Annotated in this window: 17 protein-coding genes; 15 read left to right on the forward strand and 2 right to left on the reverse strand. The window is 63.8% G+C overall.

The features are described from left to right. Nucleotides 1-118 precede the first annotated feature (118 nt). The 11 genes from flhA to ABVK50_RS20665 all read left to right on the forward strand — a co-directional run bounded on the left by flhA (nucleotide 119) and on the right by ABVK50_RS20665 (nucleotide 8522). On the forward strand, nucleotides 119-2206 hold the full coding sequence (gene flhA, locus ABVK50_RS20615) for a flagellar biosynthesis protein FlhA (RefSeq protein WP_353644814.1): 2088 nt from the start codon (nucleotides 119-121) through the stop codon (nucleotides 2204-2206). Beyond that, nucleotides 2203-2955 carry a flagellar biosynthetic protein FliR gene (gene fliR / locus ABVK50_RS20620; RefSeq protein ID WP_353644813.1) on the forward strand — a complete coding sequence of 251 codons (753 nt, stop codon included), beginning with the start codon at nucleotides 2203-2205 and terminating at the stop codon, nucleotides 2953-2955. Before flhA ends, fliR begins: the two co-directional genes overlap by 4 nt. Before the next feature lie 2 nt (nucleotides 2956-2957). Continuing rightward, on the forward strand, nucleotides 2958-3341 hold the full coding sequence (locus ABVK50_RS20625; protein WP_353644812.1) for a hypothetical protein: 384 nt from the start codon (nucleotides 2958-2960) through the stop codon (nucleotides 3339-3341). Between the two features lie 297 nt (nucleotides 3342-3638). Further along, nucleotides 3639-4430, forward strand: coding sequence for a transporter substrate-binding domain-containing protein (locus ABVK50_RS20630; protein ID WP_353644811.1), 792 nt, complete (start codon nucleotides 3639-3641; stop codon nucleotides 4428-4430). Between the two features lie 25 nt (nucleotides 4431-4455). Next, complete coding sequence (locus ABVK50_RS20635) at nucleotides 4456-5124, forward strand: amino acid ABC transporter permease (protein WP_353644810.1); 669 nt, start codon at nucleotides 4456-4458, stop codon at nucleotides 5122-5124. Nucleotides 5125-5127: 3 nt separating this feature from the next. Next, nucleotides 5128-5787: an amino acid ABC transporter permease gene (locus ABVK50_RS20640; protein WP_353644809.1), complete on the forward strand. Its 660-nt coding sequence runs from the start codon at nucleotides 5128-5130 to the stop codon at nucleotides 5785-5787. Beyond that, nucleotides 5765-6490: an amino acid ABC transporter ATP-binding protein gene (locus ABVK50_RS20645; RefSeq protein ID WP_353644808.1), complete on the forward strand. Its 726-nt coding sequence runs from the start codon at nucleotides 5765-5767 to the stop codon at nucleotides 6488-6490. Before ABVK50_RS20640 ends, ABVK50_RS20645 begins: the two co-directional genes overlap by 23 nt. 92 nt (nucleotides 6491-6582) lie before the next feature. Then, the gene (locus ABVK50_RS20650) at nucleotides 6583-7125 is read left to right on the forward strand and encodes a rod-binding protein (RefSeq protein ID WP_353644807.1); all 543 of its coding nucleotides are present in this window, start codon (nucleotides 6583-6585) and stop codon (nucleotides 7123-7125) included. A gap of 14 nt (nucleotides 7126-7139) precedes the next feature. After that, nucleotides 7140-7556, forward strand: a complete 417-nt coding sequence (locus ABVK50_RS20655) for a hypothetical protein (RefSeq protein ID WP_353644806.1) — start codon at nucleotides 7140-7142, stop codon at nucleotides 7554-7556. Continuing rightward, nucleotides 7553-8068: a hypothetical protein gene (locus ABVK50_RS20660; RefSeq protein WP_353644805.1), complete on the forward strand. Its 516-nt coding sequence runs from the start codon at nucleotides 7553-7555 to the stop codon at nucleotides 8066-8068. The genes ABVK50_RS20655 and ABVK50_RS20660 overlap by 4 nt, the downstream gene beginning before the upstream one ends. A gap of 172 nt (nucleotides 8069-8240) precedes the next feature. Next, nucleotides 8241-8522: an SCP2 sterol-binding domain-containing protein gene (locus ABVK50_RS20665; protein ID WP_353644804.1), complete on the forward strand. Its 282-nt coding sequence runs from the start codon at nucleotides 8241-8243 to the stop codon at nucleotides 8520-8522. Between the two features lie 41 nt (nucleotides 8523-8563). Here the strand turns inward: ABVK50_RS20665 and ABVK50_RS20670 are convergent, their stop codons facing one another. Next, on the reverse strand, nucleotides 8564-9133 hold the full coding sequence (locus ABVK50_RS20670) for an N-acetyltransferase (protein ID WP_353646964.1): 570 nt from the start codon (nucleotides 9131-9133) through the stop codon (nucleotides 8564-8566). Nucleotides 9134-9273: 140 nt separating this feature from the next. After that, nucleotides 9274-10407, reverse strand: coding sequence for an ornithine/lysine decarboxylase (gene odc2 / locus ABVK50_RS20675; protein WP_353644802.1), 1134 nt, complete (start codon nucleotides 10405-10407; stop codon nucleotides 9274-9276). A 544-nt stretch (nucleotides 10408-10951) separates the two neighbouring features. Between odc2 and ABVK50_RS20680 the strand changes: the two genes are divergently transcribed. From ABVK50_RS20680 to ABVK50_RS20695, 4 genes are all read left to right on the forward strand, one after another. Continuing rightward, complete coding sequence (locus tag ABVK50_RS20680; protein ID WP_353644801.1) at nucleotides 10952-12169, forward strand: amidase; 1218 nt, start codon at nucleotides 10952-10954, stop codon at nucleotides 12167-12169. A gap of 4 nt (nucleotides 12170-12173) precedes the next feature. Further along, nucleotides 12174-13073: a LysR family transcriptional regulator gene (locus ABVK50_RS20685; protein WP_353644800.1), complete on the forward strand. Its 900-nt coding sequence runs from the start codon at nucleotides 12174-12176 to the stop codon at nucleotides 13071-13073. An 83-nt stretch (nucleotides 13074-13156) separates the two neighbouring features. Next, nucleotides 13157-13816: a DUF1007 family protein gene (locus ABVK50_RS20690; RefSeq protein ID WP_353644799.1), complete on the forward strand. Its 660-nt coding sequence runs from the start codon at nucleotides 13157-13159 to the stop codon at nucleotides 13814-13816. 4 nt (nucleotides 13817-13820) lie between these two features. Further along, nucleotides 13821-14936 carry a nickel/cobalt transporter gene (locus tag ABVK50_RS20695; RefSeq protein ID WP_353644798.1) on the forward strand — a complete coding sequence of 372 codons (1116 nt, stop codon included), beginning with the start codon at nucleotides 13821-13823 and terminating at the stop codon, nucleotides 14934-14936. The last annotated feature ends 120 nt before the right edge of the window (nucleotides 14937-15056 follow it).

The raw sequence follows: 15056 nt of genomic DNA on the forward strand, positions 1-15056 counted from the left end.
CAATCGCCTTCGTCATCTGCGCTGGCCTCCCCCACTTTCGCGCAAGCTTGGCCGCCTACCCTGACAACGCCGGGCCGCGCATTTGCCGCCCTGCTGCCGGACGGACGTGGACAGAAAAATGGCGATTTCGGAGACGTTTCCCGCAGGCAGCCCGGCCAGGAACGGCCGCGACGTTTTCTTCGCGCTCGGCATAGTCGTCATCCTGGCGGTTCTGTTCCTGCCGATCCCGGCCTTCATGATCGACATCGGGCTTGCCTTCTCGATCGCGCTGTCGGTGCTGATCCTGATGGTGGCGCTGTGGATCCAGCGGCCGCTCGACTTCTCGTCGTTCCCGACGATCCTGCTGATCGCGACGATGCTGCGCCTGTCGCTCAACCTAGCCACGACGCGGCAGATCCTGTCGGAAGGCAATGAGGGAACGCATGCCGCCGGCTATGTCATCAGCGGCTTCGCGCGCCTGGTGATGTCGGGCGATTTCGTCATCGGGCTGATCGTCTTCATGATCCTGATCGTGGTGAATTTCATCGTCATCACCAAGGGCGCAACGCGCATCGCCGAGGTCGGTGCACGCTTCACCCTCGACGCCATCCCGGGCAAGCAGATGTCGATCGACGCAGACCTTTCGGCCGGCATGATCGACGACAAGACCGCGCAGCTTCGCCGCCGCGAACTGGAGGAGGAGAGCTCCTTCTTCGGCTCCATGGACGGCGCCTCGAAATTCGTGCGCGGCGACGCCATCGCCGGCATCATCATCACGGCAATCAACATCGTCGGCGGCATCGCCATCGGCTATTTCCGCCACGACATGGGCATGGCTGAAGCCTCCGACGTTTTCATAAAGCTTTCGGTCGGCGACGGCCTCGTCACCCAGATCCCGGCGCTGATCGTCTCGCTCGCCGCCGGCCTGCTGGTGTCGAAGGGCGGCACGCGCGGCTCCACCAATCAGGCGGTGTTCGGCCAGCTCGGCGCCTATCCGCGCGCTCTCTATGTCGCGGCGGTGCTGCTCGTCGTGCTCGCGCTGATGCCCGGCCTGCCGATGTTCCCGTTCGTGGCGCTCGCCGCTTCGATGGCCGCGGTCGGTTACATCATCCCGATGCAGCACAACCGCCGCGTCGCCGAGGCCAAGGCGGCAGACGAACAGGAGAAGGCGACGAAGGAGCACGAGGAAAAGAACTCGGTCAAGGCGTCGCTGAAGACGGCCGAGATCGAGCTCCTGATCGGCAAGCAACTGTCGACCAAGCTGCTCGTCTCGCATCAGGAACTCGCCTTCCGCATGGGCAAGATGCGCAGGAAATTCGCGTCGCAATACGGCTTCGTCGTGCCCGAAGTGCGCCTGACCGACGATCTGACCATCCCGTCGAAGAGCTACCAGATCAAGATCCACGGCACGGTCGTCGCCGAGTACCAGATGCGCGTCGGTGAGATCATGGTGCTGCTCGGCACGCGCGATGTGCCCGCCATCCCGGGCGAGGAAGTTCGCGAACCGGCCTTCGGCATGCGCGCCTATTCCGTCCCCGAAATGTTCGGCGAGGATCTGAAGCGCGAGCAGTTCACCTTCGCCGACAACATGTCGGTGCTGCTTACCCACCTCTCGGAAGTGATCCGCAACAACCTGCCGCAGCTTCTCTCCTACAAGGACATGAAGGCGCTGCTCGAGCGCCAGGACGCCGAATACCGCAAGCTCGCCGACGAAATCTGCACCTCGCACATCTCCTATCCCGGCCTGCAGGCGGTGCTGAAGCTGCTCTTGGCCGAGCGCGTCTCGATCCGCAATCTGCATCTGATCATCGAGGCGATCGCCGAGATCGCGCCGCATGTGCGCCGCACCGAGCAGATCGTCGAGCATGTCCGCATCCGCATGGCGCAGCAGATCTGCGGCGATCTTTCGGAGGGCGGCGTGCTGAAGGTGCTGCGCCTCGGCAACCGCTGGGATCTCGCCTTCCACCAGAGCCTCAAGCGCGACGCCAAGGGCGAAATCCGCGAATTCGACATCGACCCGCGCCAGCTCGAGGAATTCGGCCAGGAGGCCACCAAGGCGATCCGAAACTATCTCGACGCCGGAGAGCGCTTCGTCATCGTCACCGCGCCCGACGCCCGCCCCTATGTTCGCATGATCATCGAGCGGCTGTTCTCGACACTGCCGGTGCTCAGCCATGTCGAGATCGCCAAAGGTGTCGAAATCCGCGTCCTCGGGACGATTTCGTGAGCGCTACGGCCGAGGCGATCGTACTCGCCGCCTTCGTCGCCTTCTGCCGCGTTGGCGGCTGCTTTCTCTTGATGCCGGGGCTCGCCAGCGTCCGCGTTCCGGTGCAGATCAGGCTGTTCGTCGCCATCGCCGCGACCGGTGCCCTGCTCGTCCACCTCTGGGACCAGATCCTGCCGCTCATCGACCGCCGGCCGCAGATCCTCGCCCCGATGATCGTCTCCGAACTGATGATCGGCGCGCTGATCGGCCTGATGGCGCGGCTCTATATGATGGCGCTGCAGTTCATCGGAGCCGGCGTCGCCATGCTGATCGGCTATGGCGGCATGGCCGGGCCTGGCATCGAGGAGGCGGAGCCGCAGGCCGCCCTCGCCTCGATCATATCGTTCTCGGCGCTGCTCCTGCTTTTCGTCTTCGATTTCCACCACGGGATCGTACGCGCGCTCGTCGCCTCCTATTCGGTGGCGCCGCTCAACGTCTTCTTCAATCCGCAGGCCGCCCTCGTCGACGTCGCCGACACGCTGTCGGAGGCGTTCTTCATGGTGCTGAGGCTCGGCAGCCCGTTCGTAGCCTATGCGATCCTGGTCAATCTGACGATCGGCTTCGTCAACAAGCTGGTGCCGCAGATTCCGGTCTATTTCATCTCGCTGCCCTTCGTCATCGCCGGCGGGCTGATCATCATCTATTTCGGAGCCGGATCCATGCTCGCTCTGTTTGCCGATGGCTTCATGGCAACCGCACTGGGGCGCTGAGCATGACCACCCGCAAGGAACGGCTGCGCAAGCTGGTGACGGTGCAGGAGCAGCTGAAGGCGCTGCACGAGACCCGCCATGCCGGCTTTGTCTCCGCCGCGGCGGCTGCCGGTCACGAGGCGGCGGAACTAGCCGCCCGCTTCGATGCGCAGGAGTCGATGTCCGTCCTGTTTCCGGAAGTCTACAACCGCCGCATCGGCCAGGCGCTCGCCCGCCAGGAGCAGAACCTCTTGCTCGCCCGCGAGGAAGTCGACCGCATCGCAACCGCTACCGCCCGCACCAACATGGTCGAGCGCGCCTATCGCGACGTCCGCCGCCAGGACGACCGCGACAGCGCCGACCGCGAGCGGCTCGAAGTGATCGAGCGCAAGCGGCCAGGCGAGTAGAAGGGCAGATTGGCCCGCCATCGTTTCGCAAGCGCTCCGGAATTCCCCTTCGAGCGTTGCTGATCCATGTTTCGATGACGGCGAGAAGGTCGCCAACTCTTGATGCGCTCCTGCAGCGCTGCAGCGCTGCGGCGCTGCACATTATTTAGGCAAACAGCGGTCGCGATAGACAACCAGGCGCAAACGCCCGCGCAGCGGTCGGGCTTTGCCCGCGAATGCCTGACCGGCGCGCGTTTGGCATGGCTGTTGCATCCGTCCGGTGGAACCGTGAACGGTAAATAAGCAAAAGGAAATCATATGAACCGCAGAGCCTTAGTCGCGACCCTGGGCGCGGCCATCGTCGGACTGGCGCTGTCCGACGCCACCGTTGCCCGCGCCGACGCCCTGGCCGACATAGCCGCACGAGGCACTGTCCGCATCGCGGTGCCGCAGGACTTTCCGCCCTTTGGGAGCGTCGGCACAGACATGGCCCCGCGCGGCTACGACATCGACATGGCCAATCTGATCGGCGAGAAGCTGGGCGCCAAGGTCGAGATCGTGCCGGTCACCAGCGCCAACCGCATTCCCTACCTCCAGACCAGCAAGGTCGATCTCGTCATCTCCAGCCTCGGCAAGAACGCCGAGCGCGAGGCGGTGATCGACTTCTCGGACGCCTACGCGCCCTTCTTCAATGGCGTCTTTGCGCCCGCCGACGTCGCGGTCGCAAAGGCCGAGGATCTCAGCGGCAAGACGGTCGGCGTCACCCGCGGCGCGATCGAGGATCTGGAGCTGACCAAGATCGCGCCAGCCGACGCCGACATCAAGCGCTACGAGGACAACAACGGCACCATCTCCGCCTTCCTGTCGGGCCAAGTCGAGGTTGTCGCGACCGGCAATGTCGTCGCTGCAGCGATCCTCGAGAAGAACCCGCCCAAGCGCCCGGAGATGAAGTTCCTCATCAAGAACTCGCCTTGCTACATCGGCATGAACAAGAACGAGCCGGCGCTGATGGCCAAGGTCAACGAGATCATCGCGGCCGCCAAGGCCGACGGCAGCCTCAATGCGATCTCGCAGGAATGGCTGAAGCTCGACCTGCCGGCGGAGATGTAGGACGGGGCGGCAGGAACTGCGCCCGGTGACATACCAGTTCGATTTCGGCTGGCTTCTTCCGTATATGCCGGTGCTTCTGAAGGGCATCGGCATAACGCTGCAGCTCATCCTCGTCGGCGCGGTGCTTGGCGTTGGGCTCGGCACGGCCTGCGCCTGGGTCAGGGCGCTCGGTCCCGTCTGGCTGAAACCGGCCGTGGCGGGCTATGTCGAACTGATCCGCAACACGCCTTTTCTGATCCAGCTCTTCTTCATCTTCTTCGGCCTGCCCTCGCTCGGCGTCCAGATGTCGGAGCTGACCGCCGCCAATCTTGCCATGATCGTCAATCTCGGCGCCTATAGCTGTGAGATCATCCGCGCCGGCATCCAGGCCACCCCGCGCGGCCAGTTCGAGGCCGGCGCCAGCCTCGCCATGACGCCGTTCCAGACCTTCTGGTATGTGGTGCTGATCCCGGCGCTGCAGCGCATCTGGCCGGCGCTATCCTCGCAGATCGTCATCGTCATGCTGGGCTCGGCAGTCGTGTCGCAGATCGCGGCGGAGGATTTGACGTTCGCGGCCAACTTCATCCAGTCGCGCAACTTCCGCGCCTTCGAGACCTATTTCGTCTCTACGCTGATCTATCTAGTCCTCGCCATCCTGCTGCGCCAGGCGCTGTCCGGCCTCGGTTGGGCGCTGTTCCCGAAAAAGAGTGCCTGATCGATGGTCGAGTTCACGCTCTGGGACATATTGCGCAACCTGCTTCTGGCCACCCGCTGGACGATCGCGCTTTCGCTGGTCTCATTCATCGGCGGCGGCATCGTCGGTGCGCTGCTTTTGTTCGTCCGGATCGGCGGCAACCGTGTCGCCCGCCTGCTCGCCAAGGGCTATATCGAGCTGTTCCAGGGCACACCGCTCTTGATGCAGCTTTTCCTCGCTTTCTTCGGCCTCGGCCTGTTCGGCATCAACGTTCCCGCCTGGCTCGCCGCCGGCGTGGCGCTGGTGCTCTGGACAGCGGCCTTTCTGGCCGAAATCTGGCGCGGCTGTGTCGAATCGATCGCCAAGGGCCAGTGGGAGGCGTCGTCTTCGCTCGGCATGGGCTATGTCCAGCAGATGCGCTGGGTGATCCTGCCGCAGGCGCTCAAGGTCGCCGTGCCGCCAACCGTCGGCTTCTCCGTCCAGGTGGTGAAGGGTACCGCGCTCACGTCCATCATCGGCTTCGTCGAGCTCTCCAAGGCTGGCTCGGTCGTCACCAACGCCACCTTCCAGCCATTCACCGTCTACGGCCTCGTCGCCCTGATCTATTTCGCGCTTTGCTGGCCGTTATCGAAATCCAGCCAGGTGCTGGAAAGGAGGCTCAATGTCGCTCATCGCAATCACTGAGGTGAAGAAGCGTTTCGGCGACAACGAGGTGCTGAAGGGCATTTCGATCGACGTCGAGCCGGGCGAAGTCATCGCCATCATCGGCAAATCGGGATCCGGCAAGTCGACGCTGCTGCGCTGCATCAACGGGCTGGAGACTATCGATGATGGGTCGATCGTCGTTGCCGGCGCGCAACTCTTGCCGGACGAGGTCCATCTGAAGGCGCTGCGCCTCAAGGTCGGCATGATCTTCCAGCAGTTCAACCTGTTCCCGCATCTGACCGCCGGCGGAAACGTCATGCTGTCGCAGATGGTGGTGAAGAAGACGCCCAAGCCCGAAGCCGAGGCCATGGCGAGGAAGATGCTCGACCGCGTCGGACTCGCCCACAAGTTCGAGGCCTTTCCCGAACAACTCTCCGGTGGTCAGCAGCAGCGCGTCGCGATCGCGCGCGCTCTCGCCATGCAACCGATCGCGCTCCTGTGCGACGAGATCACGTCGGCGCTCGACCCCGAACTCGTCGCCGAGGTGCTGGCCGTGGTCAAGGAACTCGCGGCCGACGGCATGACGCTATTGATGGTCACCCACGAGATGCGCTTCGCCCGCGACGTCTGCTCGCGCCTCGTCTTCATGCACCAGGGCCGGGTCCACGAAATCGGCCCGCCGCAAGAGGTCTTCACCACGCCAAAGACTCCGGAACTGCGCCAGTTCATCGGCGCGCAGTGACGGCGGTGGTCATCGGCGCTTTCCCCTCGCAAGCCTGCCACAAGCTTGTTGAGTCATTCTGCGGACCAGGAAACCCATAATAAGGTCGGCTTGTGGCGATTTCTCCACCCAGCGACATCGTTCTGGACGTGGCGCGGGCCGTAGAGCCCGCCGGCATCGAGGCGGCGCGCGCGCAGCTGGCGCGGCGCGGCGGCGCGGTCGGTGGAACGGCGGCCGCCTTTTCGCTCGGCGACATGCGAAATGCCGCCGCGCCAGATCGGGGCAAGTCTCCGGATACGTTCAAGCGCTTCGAGGCGATGGTGCTGGAAACCTTCATCCAGAACATGCTGCCGAAGAACGCCGAAAACGTCTACGGCAAGGGCGTCGCCGGCGACATGTGGAAATCCATGCTCGCGGGAAAGCTGGCCGACGCCATGGCCGAGCGCGGCGGCATCGGCATTTCGGACCGCATCCTCGGCGATCATTATGTCGAGGGCGAAAAGATGCTGCCGGTCGGCCCCGTTTCGGGAGGGCCGGAGCAGGCCGAAGCCGACCAGCAGGCGATGCTGTCGACGGCGCTGGTGCAGGAGATGCAGCGCAATGTCGCCCGCTCGCTTTTTGAAGACCGGGCCGACCCCGCCGAAACGAAATCCTGAACACGGGACCAATGATGTCGGACTACACGCAATTCGTTCAGAACCTGCCGGCCCGCACTGCTGCGCCGGAACCCGCACCCGCGCGGCCGGGGAATTTTTCCGCGCTGATCGGCCGCATCGAGGAAGCAGTCGAGGAGGAGACGGCGGCGATCCGCACCGATATCGGCTTCGACATCAAATCGTCGAACGCCCGCAAGAGCCGCTATCTCTACGAACTCACCCGCGCCATGAAGGGCGTCGGCGAAAGCGATTTCCTGGCCGAGCACCGCGACGGCATCAAGCGCCTGCGCGAAAAGCTCGCAACCAACGAAGCCGCGATCCGCGCGCATCTGAACGCGGTCAGTGAGGTCGCCAATCTGATGCAGAACGCCATCCAGCGCTCCGAGGCCGACGGCACCTACTCGGCCGGCGAATTCGGGTGGGCGCGTTGATAAAATTCATTGCCGCCGCGATCTGGATCTGCGTCGTCACTATCGGCGCCGTCATCTATTCGTTCCAGGCATCCGGCGCCAAATCCGAGGCAGGGCCGGCTCTCTTCGGCGGCCTCGACTATGTCAAAACCGACGTAATATCCGTCCCCATACTCAGGAATTCGAAGATCAACGGCTATTTCCTGGCGCGACTGGTCTATGTCGTGGACCCGGCCAAGCTCAAGCTGCTTTCAGTCCCAGCCGAAGCGATCCTGGTCGACGAGGTCTATTCCTATCTCTATTCCAACCCGCAGCTCGATTTCTCCGCCAACGAGACGCTCGATCTCGAGGCGTTCCGGGCTGGCATCCGCGACGCCATCAACGCCCGCGTTCAGGATGCGCTGATCGACGACATTCTGGTCGAGCAGATCGACTTCCTGTCCAAGGACGAGATCCGCGACAACTCGGTGCGCCGGCGAACCAAGGCGATCGAGGCGGGGAACAAAGCCGAGTTGCCCGCAGCTGCGCACTGACGGCTGCTACTTGTCGGTTCTGGCGCACACCAATCCGGCCAGCTTGCGTTGACGTAAACGTAAATGCAACGCTATAGGGAGGCGATTGCCGGTCGCGTTGGCTTGTGCCTTGGGCGGCTCTGGCGCACAACGAAACAGGCGCGTCGCGCGTATCGCAAACGAGGAGCAGATCATGGGCGTTCAGGAAATTGCCGACACGATGAAGCCGCGTGTCGAAGCCTCGAGCTTCGACCGCTCGGTCAAGTTCGACACCGGCTCGGACGGCGTGATCGTCATCGATGGCTCCACGATCTCGACGACCGACGCGCCCACCGACTGCACCATCAAGCTGTCGCTCGAAGATCTGGAATCGCTGGTCGCCGGCGATCTGAACCCGACCTCGGCCTTCATGACCGGCAAGATCAAGGTCGAAGGCGACATGTCGGTCGCCATGGCGCTCAGCCAGCTGTTGTAATCTGGATCGGGAGAACCGTTTGCCGGTTCTCCCGAATACGTTCAGGCGGCGAGCAGCGTCCGGCCGGATTTGAGCTTCCGGCCAGCTGCCCGCAAGGTTCCGGCCGCTCCGTCCAGCGCCCCTTCGCGGAGCTCGAGCGCCAGGAAGCGATGCTGCTCATACGGGCCAGGCATCGCCAGCCGACCTGTCTTCCCGGCCGAAAAGCCGAACCGTCCATAATAGGGTTCGTCGCCAACCAGAAGGATGATCCCGTGGCCGAGCCGCCTGGCTTCGGCAACGGCATGACGCATCAGCGCCGAACCGATGCCGGCGCTTTTCTGCGACGGGCAGACGGCCAGCGGCCCCAGCAAAAGGGCTGCCTCACCGCCCTCGCCCAACGCCACATCCCAAAGCCTGACTGTGCCGACCACCGTTCCCGCCGCATCGCGTGCGACCAAGGCCAGCCCTTCCGACGGGCGACGGCCGCGACGCAGCTTTTCCGACGATTTTTTCCGGCGCTTCGGCCCCATCGCGCGGTCGAGCAGAGCCTCGCGCGCGGGGATGTCCGCGGCAGATTCGGCAACGATGGCGAAGGCGTTGACGCTGCCTATCTCCCTTGTGGGGGAGATCAACCAATCACCGACAGCCCGGCCTTCAACAAAAGAATTAGAGAATTCCATTTCCGCAGTCCTTCACGAGCAGAAACTGTTCCACAAGCGAGCCCGCCGCCGGACAAAGCCGGCGACAGGGTGATCCGACAGGCGTGAGCCCGTCAGATCACGTAGGATCGGAGAGGCTCGAAGCCGTTGAAGGCGACCGAGGCGTAGGTCGTGGTGTAGGCGCCGGTTCCCTCGATCAGCACCTCGTCGCCGATGGTCAGCGACAGCGGCAGCGGATACGGCGTCTTCTCGTACATCACGTCGGCCGAATCGCAGGTCGGGCCGGCGAGCACGCAGGGCGCCACCTCGCCGCCGTCACGCGGCGTCACGATCGGGTAGCGGATCGCCTCGTCCATCGTCTCGGCCAAGCCGCCGAACTTGCCGATGTCGAGAAATACCCAACGCACATTGTCGTTGTCGGCCTTCTTCGAGATCAGCACGACTTCCGACTTGATGACGCCGGCATTGCCGACCATGCCGCGACCCGGCTCGATGATGGTTTCCGGGATGTTGTTGCCGAAATGCTTGCGCAGCGCCGAGAAGATTGCCTCGCCATACGCGCGGGCGACGGGAACATCCTTCAAATAGCGGGTCGGAAAACCGCCGCCCATATTGACCATCTTCAGGACGATGCCTTCGGCGGCGAGCGTCGCGAAAACCTGCTTGGCGTCGCCCAGCGCGCGGTCCCAGGCCGACAGGTCCGTCTGCTGCGAGCCGACATGGAAAGACACGCCATAGGCCTCGAGGCCGAGTTCGCGGGCGCGGCGCAGCACGTCGACCGCCATCGCCGGCACGCAGCCGAACTTGCGCGACAGCGGCCATTCGGCGCCCTCGCCGTCGGTCAAGACGCGGCAGAACACCCGTGCGCCCGGAGCGACGCGGGCGATCTTCTCGACCTCTTCGACGCAGTCCACGGCGAACAGCCGGATGCCCAGCTCATACGCGCGAAGAATGTCGCGCTCCTTCTTGATGGTGTTGCCGAAGGAGATACGCTCAGCAGGCGCACCGGCGTCCATCGCCATCTCGACTTCGGCAACCGACGCGGTGTCAAAGGACGAGCCTATCGAGGCAAGGAGGCGCAGGATCTCCGGCGCCGGGTTTGCCTTCACCGCGTAGTAGATCTTGGAATCGGGAAGTGCCTTCTCGAAGGCGCGGAAATTATCGCGCACGACGTCGAGGTCGACGACGAGGCAGGGGCCGTTCGGACGTCGGGTGGCGAGAAAGTCGAGGATGCGCTGCGTGGCCATAAGTCTCTCCAATCACGCCTTCCGGCGTGTGCAAGGGCTGCGGGACGCGGGCCTGCGGCCCAGCGAACACGCTGGTCAAACAAAGGCGGGACGGAAATTCATGGAACCAGCCGGTGGAGACCCCGGACCCATGAAACGCCGTCTCGCGGCGGTGAACCTTGGCCTTGCCCGGCTTTGGTTCGCTTTGTCTGCCTTGGCTTGGATTGGGAGAGACCCGCTCCGCACTGCCGGCAATGAAGGTGTGCCTCTTCAGTAACCCCGGTCTTTGGACAACCGGAAGAGAACCAGAAAGGCCCGCACCGTCGTTGCTTCAAGATGTCCTCGGTTTGGCGGTTGGCCGCTGAACCGACTGGAGGGGTTAGCTCCAGTTACCTTACCGATATCCCTCGCCATTCGAGGATCGGCGGACACCCACAGGCACGTGCGACTTTGGGCAAAGCGGATATATGAAACGCGTCTGTCACAATCAATAAAAATCGCGTTGCAGCTTGTAAAAATTTAAGGGTCGAACAATGCTGAACGGATTGTATTCCGACGGTGAACGATGACTGCCGCGCCTGATCCCTTCAACGCTTTCCTCGATCTGCCGCAAGTGCCTGTTCCGCATGCGAAATCCGGCTCCTTGGCGGGATTGCGGCTGGCGGTGAAAGACATTTTCGACGTCGCCGGTTACCGGACCGGCTGCGGCAACCCGCAGCGGCACGAGGAGGCCGCTCCTGCGGAAAAAACCGCGTCCGCCGTGCAGGTGATTCTCGACGCCGGCGCCGAATTCGTCGGCAAGACGCAGACCGACGAGCTCGCCTTCTCGCTGATGGGCCAGAACGCGCATTTTTCGCATCCGGTGAACCCGGCGGCGCCCGATCGTGTCACCGGCGGTTCGTCCTCGGGCTCGGCGGCGGCGGTCGCCGGCGGCCTCACCGACATCGCCACCGGCTCCGATACGGGCGGCTCGATCCGCGCACCGGCGAGCTTTTGCGGGCTGATCGGCCTGCGCACCACGCACGGCCGCATACCGCTCGACGGCACGATGCCGCTCGCTCCGAGCCTCGATACGTTCGGCTGGTTCGCGCGGGACATCGGGATTTACGAGAGGGTGGCGGAGGTGGTGCTGGGCTCGACTCCCTCCTCCTTTGCGGGGAGGGAGGGGCGTCAAGCCTTGGAACGCCCGCTCCGCCTCTCCGCTCTCGACTCCCTCGTCCTCGGCCCGGCCGAAGCCGACGAATACGGCCGCATGGAGGGGATCGTAGCAGCCGTCATCGGCGAGCCGGCGACCGTCCCTGCCCCCTCCCATTCCGTCGACGATCTCTACTGGTGCTTCCGCAAGCTCCAGGCCTATGAGGCCTGGGCGGCGCATGGCGACTGGATTTCGGCGTTGGATCGCAGGCTCGGTCCGGGCGTCAGGGACCGCTTCGAGTTCGGTGCGACGCTGGGCAGCGAAGTCGCCGCCGCCGAGACGCAGCGCCGAACTGCGTTTCGCGCCGAACTGGGTCGCCTGCTCGGGGATGACGGTCTTCTGGTCATGCCGACCGTTCCCGGCGCAGCCCCGCTCAAGAACTCCTCGCAGGAGGAGTTTCAGGCTTACCGCGAACGCGCGCTAAAACTGCTCTGCCTTTCCGGCCTTTCCGGCTTCCCGCAGATCACGCTGCCGATCGGCGAGGTTCACGGCGCACCTTTCGGAATTTCGCTGCTCGGGCCTGCCGGCAGCGATCTTGCCCTGATTAGGCTCGGCCGCGAAATCCTCGAAGCTGCAGGAAAGGCCTGAGTCAATGGACACGCTGACCCGCATGCGCGCTTTCATCGACGTCGTCGAGGCCGAAGGCTTCTCGGCCGCCGGCCGCAAAATCGGCCGTTCCAAGGCGCTCCTGTCCAAGTATGTCCGCGAACTGGAAGACGAACTCGGCGCGTTGCTGCTCAACCGTACGACCAGGCAGTTTTCGCTGACCGAGGCCGGCCACACCTATTACAAGCGGGCCTCCGAGATCGTCCGCGAGATCGACAATCTGGCCGACGTGGTACGCGAATCGTCTGGCGACGTGCGCGGCCGGATAAAGCTGTCGGCGCCGCGCACCTTTGCCGACGCGCCGATCGGGCAGTCGCTGATCGACTTCGCCAAAGAGCATCCGGACATCACTCTGGACATCAACCTCGACGACCGGTTTGTCGACCTTGTCGAGGAAGGATTCGACCTTGCGGTCCGCATCACGCGGCTGGAAAGTTCGTCGCTGATCGCGCGCCGGCTCGCGCCCTTTTCGGTGTGTCTCTGCGCCTCGCCCGAACTGATCGAGAAGCGTGGCAAGCCTAGCCGGCCGCAAGATCTGGCCAACCTGCCCTGCATCATCGACACCAATGGCCGCTGGCTGTCCAACTGGCCGTTCCTGGGCGATGGCGGCGAGGTGATGAGCGTCTCGGTTTCCGGGCCCATCGAAGTCAACAGCCCGATGGCGGCGCGCGCGGCCGCGATCGCAGGCCTCGGCTTCGTGATCCTGCCCGATTTCATCGCCGCGCCCGACATCGCCGACGGCAAGCTGGTCGCCATGCTTGGCGACCGCATCCTGCCGGGCGGTGGCATTTTCGCCGTCTATCCGCATCGCCGCTATCTCCCGGCAAAGGTCCGCGTCTTTGTCGATTTCCTGGTGCAGTGGTTCAAGACCCGGGATCGCGACTGAAGATTTTGCCCGGCGCCGGTCCCAATTTCGCCGGGTTTATGATAACTCTCCGGGGCTCTATCTTCACGGGAATCTGACGGACAATGCATCTGACAAAGCGAGCAGCGATTCTGGCTTCGGCGCTTGCCTTGGTTCTCGGCTCTTCAGCGCCCGCCCGCGTCCATCCGCATGTCTTCGCCGAAGCGCGGCTGGATGTGATGTTGAACCCCGACAAGACCGTCAAGTCGCTTCGCCATCTCTGGCGCTTCGACGATCTGTTCTCCTCGACCGTGCTGATGGAGTTCGACAAGAACGCCGATCTGAAGCTCGACGATGCCGAGCTGCAGGACGTGTCCAATACGGTTTACGCCTCGCTGGCCGAATACGATTACTTCCAGCTCGTCACCGCCGACGGCAAGGACGTCACGATGAAGCCGCCGCCCGTGCTGATTGCAAATTACGAGGCCGACCAGTTGATCATCCTGTTCGAATCCGAGCCGAAAGAACAGCTGAAGCTCGAGGGCAAGGTCGATTTCGGCATTTACGACCCGACCTTCTACACGGCGATTGACTTTGTCGAGGACGAGAACATGGCGGTGAGCGATCTGCCCCCGACCTGCACGCGCAGCGTCATCCGCCCCGACCCGGACGAGGCGATCGCCCAAAACCAGAGCAATCTCACAGACGCCTTCTTCAATGACCCTTCCGGCACCGATCTCAGCAAGATCTTCGCCACGAGGCTCGAACTCGACTGCCAAGGATGATCTCGTGAACAAGACCGCGACGCGCATCGTTTTCGCAATTCTCGCTCTGATCTATGTCCTCACCCATTTCCTCGGCCATGCCCACGCGCAAAGCTCGCTCGGCATCGGCGCCAACGAGGCGGTGGCGCCGTCGACCGGCCTGTTCGCCGGCTGGATGAACTGGATCAACGTCCAGCAGCAGGGTTTTTACCGCTCGCTGACGGGCGCGCTGAAGGGAATGCGTGAGGATGGCGGCCAAATCTGGCTACTTGTCGGCTTGTCTTTCGCCTACGGCATTTTCCACGCCGCCGGCCCCGGCCACGGCAAGGCGGTGATCTCGTCCTACATGCTGGCCAATGAAGTGGCTCTCCGGCGCGGCATCATGCTGTCCTTCGTGTCCGCCTTCCTGCAGGCGCTGACCGCCATCATGGTGATGATACTTGTCTTTCTGGTCCTGCGCGGCACGGCCGTGTCGATGACGGACGCGACGTGGTTCCTGGAAGTCGCCAGCTATGCGCTGATCACCCTCTTCGGCGCATGGCTCCTGTGGCGCAAGGCGGGGCCGCGGATCTTCGGCCTGTTCGGCGGCAATCCGGTGCGCAGCCTTTCCGCAGCCCATGCGCACGCGCATTCAGGCAAGGAACACGTCCACGACCATACCTGCTCGCATGATCACGATCATGCACATCACGGTCACGCGCACCATGATCATCACGACCACGCCCATCACAACCATGCCGCTCATTCGCATGCGGCGGGTGAGGTCTGCGCAACGTGCGGCCACTCGCACGCGCCCGACCCGGCAATGATCTCGGGCGACCGTTTCAACTGGAAAACTGCCTGGTCGGCTGTCGCCGCCGTCGGCCTGCGGCCCTGCTCCGGCGCACTGATCGTGCTCTCCTTCGCTTTCCTGAACGGGCTTTGGGCCGGTGGAGTACTGTCTGTGTTCGCCATGGCGCTCGGAACCGCGATCACCGTATCGGTCCTCGCCACCATCGCCGTGACCGCCAAGAACTGGGCGGTCGCAATCGCCGGCGACGGCCGCGCGGGAAACCGCGTCCACGCCACGATCGAGATCGCCGGCGCGGCCATGGTGTTCCTGCTAGGCCTTGCCTTGCTCGGCGCCAGCCTGAGCGCGTAGTTTCTCCGGCGCTTCGGCGGCGATTGGCAGAACCGTTCCTCCAATCGTCATACCGGCCAATGAGCGAAAACTGCCCCGTCATCCCGGGCCAGCGAAGCGAGGGCAGACCCGGGACCTATT

The sequence above is a fragment of the Mesorhizobium sp. WSM2240 genome (assembly GCF_040438645.1).
Lineage (GTDB): Bacteria > Pseudomonadota > Alphaproteobacteria > Rhizobiales > Rhizobiaceae > Allomesorhizobium.

Coding starts and splice junctions, on each gene's coding strand:
- ABVK50_RS20640 (WP_353644809.1), top strand. CDS start 5,128: ATGGTCGAGTTCACGCTCTGGGACATATTGCGCAACCTGCTTCTGGCC.
- ABVK50_RS20630 (WP_353644811.1), top strand. CDS start 3,639: ATGAACCGCAGAGCCTTAGTCGCGACCCTGGGCGCGGCCATCGTCGGA.
- ABVK50_RS20690 (WP_353644799.1), top strand. CDS start 13,157: ATGCATCTGACAAAGCGAGCAGCGATTCTGGCTTCGGCGCTTGCCTTG.
- ABVK50_RS20625 (WP_353644812.1), top strand. CDS start 2,958: ATGACCACCCGCAAGGAACGGCTGCGCAAGCTGGTGACGGTGCAGGAG.
- flhA (WP_353644814.1), top strand. CDS start 119: ATGGCGATTTCGGAGACGTTTCCCGCAGGCAGCCCGGCCAGGAACGGC.
- ABVK50_RS20685 (WP_353644800.1), top strand. CDS start 12,174: ATGGACACGCTGACCCGCATGCGCGCTTTCATCGACGTCGTCGAGGCC.
- ABVK50_RS20655 (WP_353644806.1), top strand. CDS start 7,140: ATGTCGGACTACACGCAATTCGTTCAGAACCTGCCGGCCCGCACTGCT.
- ABVK50_RS20680 (WP_353644801.1), top strand. CDS start 10,952: ATGACTGCCGCGCCTGATCCCTTCAACGCTTTCCTCGATCTGCCGCAA.
- ABVK50_RS20645 (WP_353644808.1), top strand. CDS start 5,765: ATGTCGCTCATCGCAATCACTGAGGTGAAGAAGCGTTTCGGCGACAAC.
- odc2 (WP_353644802.1), bottom strand. CDS start 10,407: ATGGCCACGCAGCGCATCCTCGACTTTCTCGCCACCCGACGTCCGAAC.
- ABVK50_RS20665 (WP_353644804.1), top strand. CDS start 8,241: ATGGGCGTTCAGGAAATTGCCGACACGATGAAGCCGCGTGTCGAAGCC.